Here is a 427-nt window from a genome sequence, read left to right as displayed (position 1 = left end):
CACGCCTGACTTTGTGTTTCTGGAACAGGTTTTCGCGCCCGAAGCAGATATTTTCTGCTTCATCTTCCTACCCGTGCAGAAAACCTTCCGCTTCAAATGGGATCTTGTTTATGGGCAGACCATCAACAGCGGCGAATATTGGACATTGGGTGAGGCGGCAAAGCTGCAAAACGCCGTGAATCAAATTGCAGGCCCGCTGTTCCAAACGAAATGAAAACAGAATACGGCAATATCCCAAAAGCAGCCTGCACCCAACCGACTACCCAAACCGTGAAACCCCTAAACCTAAATTTGTCGCATGAAATGCCGGCGGCGGCTCATGCGCCGAAATCTGGCGCACATTCGACAGACGTGTACAATAACGAAATCGAAACTTGGCATTTTACCGATGCGCAAGTCACCTACAACCATGCGGCTTCGACAATAG

Annotated in this window: 2 protein-coding genes; both read left to right on the top strand. The window is 49.6% G+C overall.

Annotated features, from left to right (window positions below; translation table 11 throughout):
* Nucleotides 1–214 (top strand): zinc ABC transporter ATP-binding protein (locus tag ACTHS3_RS17085; RefSeq protein WP_440368651.1); only part of this gene is annotated, 214 nt, incomplete at its 5' end.
* Nucleotides 211–427, top strand: a 217-nt coding sequence (locus ACTHS3_RS17080; RefSeq protein ID WP_440368650.1) for a hypothetical protein, incomplete at its 3' end; no start/stop codon positions are given. The genes ACTHS3_RS17085 and ACTHS3_RS17080, both read left to right, overlap by 4 nt.

It is taken from the genome of Neisseria sp. P0009.S007 (assembly GCF_051962515.1).
The sequence above is the reverse complement of the archived record's forward strand: the minus strand, read 5'-3'. Positions and strand labels throughout refer to the sequence as shown.